Source organism: Cetobacterium sp., from assembly GCF_051653945.1.
GTDB lineage: Bacteria > Fusobacteriota > Fusobacteriia > Fusobacteriales > Fusobacteriaceae > Cetobacterium_A.
On the sequence record NZ_JBOFXD010000040.1, the window covers coordinates 1 to 3,838 of the forward strand.

The 3,838-nt window shown below is 27.3% G+C and carries 5 protein-coding genes; 3 read left to right on the top strand and 2 right to left on the bottom strand.

What is annotated here, in order from left to right:
- Positions 1–279: 279 nt before the first annotated feature.
- The 3 genes from ACRC8M_RS03925 (at position 280) to ACRC8M_RS03935 (ending at position 3,081) form a co-directional block, all read left to right on the top strand.
- Positions 280–858 carry a recombinase family protein gene (locus ACRC8M_RS03925; RefSeq protein ID WP_438527949.1) on the top strand — a complete coding sequence of 193 codons (579 nt, stop codon included), beginning with the start codon at positions 280–282 and terminating at the stop codon, positions 856–858.
- An 84-nt stretch (positions 859–942) separates the two neighbouring features.
- A complete protein-coding gene (locus tag ACRC8M_RS03930; RefSeq protein ID WP_438527950.1) occupies positions 943–1,650 on the top strand; it encodes a hypothetical protein in 708 nt (235 codons plus the stop codon).
- A gap of 87 nt (positions 1,651–1,737) precedes the next feature.
- Positions 1,738–3,081, top strand: coding sequence for a KAP family P-loop NTPase fold protein (locus ACRC8M_RS03935; protein WP_438527951.1), 1,344 nt, complete (start codon positions 1,738–1,740; stop codon positions 3,079–3,081).
- 80 nt (positions 3,082–3,161) lie between these two features.
- Here ACRC8M_RS03935 and ACRC8M_RS03940 read toward each other — a convergent pair whose 3' ends face one another.
- Positions 3,162–3,428: a hypothetical protein gene (locus ACRC8M_RS03940; protein WP_438527952.1), complete on the bottom strand. Its 267-nt coding sequence runs from the start codon at positions 3,426–3,428 to the stop codon at positions 3,162–3,164.
- A 47-nt stretch (positions 3,429–3,475) separates the two neighbouring features.
- The coding region (locus tag ACRC8M_RS03945) for a JAB domain-containing protein (protein ID WP_438527953.1) at positions 3,476–3,838 on the bottom strand (363 nt) is incomplete at its 5' end.

Consider the following 3,838-nt stretch of genomic DNA (forward strand, 5'->3'; position numbering starts at 1 on the left):
AAAAAGTCAATGACTACTCCTTAACGAGTGGCATTGACTTTTTATTTAAGATTTTAGGCTTTTTAAACAAAATCTCCCATAACCTTATATTTTCTATTTTGATTTATTTTTTGTTTTTTCTATATTCTGATAGGGTACAGTCTAAACGAACGCCTTAAAATCAAAATTACAAAGCTCAAAAAATAATTTCCGAACGTATTTTCTGAACTGATGTTTGTTATTTACTTTAAACGAACGATATTGTATAATATATGCAGAATTTTAATTATCGGAGGACAAATGAAAGTTGGATATGTGAGAGTCTCCACTGTGGACCAAAACGAAAGTCGCCAATTAGTGAGGATGGAAGAGGCCAAGGTGGAAAAACTATATATTGAAAAAGTATCAGGTAAGAATATCGAGGGAAGACCTGAACTTAAAAGCATGCTAGAGTTCGTTAGAGAAGGGGATACTGTGTACGTCCATGATTTCTCTAGACTAGCTAGATCTACTAAGGACCTTTTACATATAACTGACCTTTTAGCCAAAAAAAAGGTACATTTAGTGTCATTTAAAGAGAGCATTGATACATCTACACCTACTGGAAAGCTAATGTTGACTATGATAGCTGCTATAAACGAGTTTGAAAGAACTAATCTTTTAGAGCGTCAAAGGGAGGGAATATTGATAGCAAAGGAGTTAGGAAAGTACAAAGGGCGTAAACCAATACCTTTTCCAGAGAACTGGAAAGAGATTTACAATAGTTGGAAAACTAGAGAGATCACAGGAACTAGAGCTATGGAGATACTAAATCTTAAAAAGACAACTTTTTATAAGTTGCTTAGAGAGTGGGAAGAGATACAAAAGGGAATTCAGTAAAATTTATAAAAGATATTGTTTAATAATTATTTCCTATGAAAGTTCCATAAAAAAATAGAAAAAATTGTTAGAAAAAGGAGTATTATGAAAAAATTGATAGAGGGATTAAAAATTATTTTCATTACAATAATAATGTTGGTTCCATGTATATATTTTGGAATTAAAAATAATCAAGGTATGGCTGGAATATCACTTATTTCAAGTGCATTAACAATTTGTTTTATTAATTTAGAAAAATTTGATTACTTTAAGGGTGGTGGCTTTGAAGCTAAATTGAAAGATGCTGTTGAAAAAACAGTTAGACCAGTATTAGATTCTCAAACAGTGGAAATAAAAAATGAAATTAATGAAATTAATGAAAAATATTGGAAAGAAATTGAGAAACTCAATATAAATGCACAGAAAAAATATGAATACACATACGATCTTAATCTTTCAGAATCCTCTTTAGAGATTTTGGATGAAATTAATAAAGATATTAATTCTTTATTTGATTTTATAACTCATTATCATGATGATGTTAATAAAAAGAACGAAGAATTAATTAAATTACTTGAAAGCAAAGGAAAAAAATTTGGTATCTATGATTATGATGTCTCAGGTGGAGATGGATATTTTTTAGGTGTTCCAAATAAAGAAACAGCTTTAAAAGCGAGATTAAAAAAGTTAGAAATTAAACTTTTAGAAAAAGAATTAGAAATAAATAAAAATAATGAAAATCTTTTACTAAAACTTCAAAAATCTAAAAACGAACTTAAACATATGGCTAAAAATTTGCATGTAGTGGATTAATTTTAGAAGATAACTATTTTCAATAAAATTATATATTTAAAACTTTGATTAAAAAAACTATTAATAATTATAAAAAAAGGGGGATTAATGACTACTCAAGAAATTTATAATAGAGATTTATTTGAAAGAAGGAAGTTTATTAGAACTTTGATGGAGTATATTCAAAGTTATGAAAATGAATGTAAAGTTATATCTATTCATTCACCTTGGGGAACAGGTAAAACAACATTTATAGAAATGTGGAAACATTATCTATCTATAGATCAAAATTTAAAAGATAAATACTACACAATATATTTTAATGCTTGGGAAAATGATGATTCTAAAAATCCATTAATATCTATTCTCATTGAGTTAAATGAAATATCAGATTTTAGAGATTCTTCTGAATCTAAAATCTTAACAACTGCGGCTAGTGTTTTATCGACAAAAGCACCTAAGTTTTTTTTAAAATCATTACTTGGTTTTTTACCTTTAGATTCAAAAATAAAAACAGAAATTAATGATTTTCTTAGCTCCTTGATTGAAGATGGAATGACACTAAATACTCTACAAGAAACTTTCAAAGATCAAACTGAATTAGAAAAATTATCTGAAAAATTTAATGATTTTAATATGGAAGTAATTAGAAAAAAAATAAAGAAATTATTTATTCAAACTCTTCAACAATTTCAGCAGAAAACAAGTAAAAAAATTTTATTTTTTATCGATGAATTAGACAGATGTCGCCCTACTTTTGCAATTGAAACTTTAGAAACAATTAAGCACTTATTTTCTGTTGAAAACTATAATTTTGTACTGGCTTGGGATTTAGAGCAACTTTCGTATTCAATAGGAACTATATATGGTAATAATATGGATACAGGAGGATATTTGAGAAGATTTGTAGATTTAGAATGTAGTTTACCTAAGGTTGATAAAGGAAAATACATAATGCATTTGACAAATGGATACACTCATCAATTACTTGAAAATCTTTTAAAAGCTTTTGATTTTTCTCTAAGAGATTTAGAAAAGATTATAACTGTTATTAAAATTAATGATAGATTTAATAATTTTTTTGCAAATATACCCTATAAAGACGAGAATCAAATGACTTATTTAGCTACGATTGGATATTTTTTCTTTTTATTTAAGTATAAAAATCCCGTATTATATATTAAGTTAAAAAATAAAACTTTAACAGAAGACGAAAAGTTAGAAGTAGCCGAGATATTTGAAGATAAAATTAAAGTAATACTTCCATCATTCACTGATGAAAATCGTCTAGCATTAGTATCTAAAGAAACTGCTATAAGTTTAATTACAGAGCTGATGATGTCATCTCCAATTAAAGAATTTAAAATATCTTCAGGAGTTAAAATAAATATAGCTAATATGGTTAATTCAAATGGTATAAATAAACTTCTAGATATTAGTTTATATTTTTAATATATAAGACTATTTCTAGAAAAACTCTAGAAATAGTCTTATATTAACTAAAAAAACCTGAGATTTCTCTCAGGTTTTATTTATTTCTCTCTTCTCATAAGTTCTTCTAACAACTCCTTAGTACCAAACTTTCTCAGTGGATTTTCTTTAAAAGAGTACTGGAACTCATAGCTTTCAAAAACTACCTCAATAACTTTTTCGAGTAGTTCCAGACTTACACTTTTCTCCAGAAAGAATTCTGTCATCTTTATCTCACTAACTCCAATTTTCTTGGCCACTCTATTGCTGCTTAAATTTTTTAAATTCATCTCTCTTCTAATGCTACCCATAATATCAAACTTTTTCATACAGTACCTCCATCTTTAAAAGTAGCTTGAGGGAGTTCCCTCAAGCTTTACAAATAATCAATTAAACCATTTTCATAAAAACTAAAGTTTTCTGTTTCTGAGATTATGTAGTGGTCAAGTAGTTTTATATCCACTTTATCAAGAAGCTCTTGCATCTCTAGTGTCAGCTCAATATCTTTTTTAGATGGAGTTAAATTACCACTTGGGTGGTTATGTACAAATATAACTCCTTTAGCTTTTGATAGAATTGCCTTTTCAATTATCAATCTTGGATAAACAACACTGCGGTCTATAGTTCCACAAAATAGAGTTTCATTTAAAACTATTTGATTGCTACTATTTAGAAAAACTACTTTAAACTCCTCATGTTTTAAATATCCCATTTGGATGTTCATGTAGTTTAAAAAATC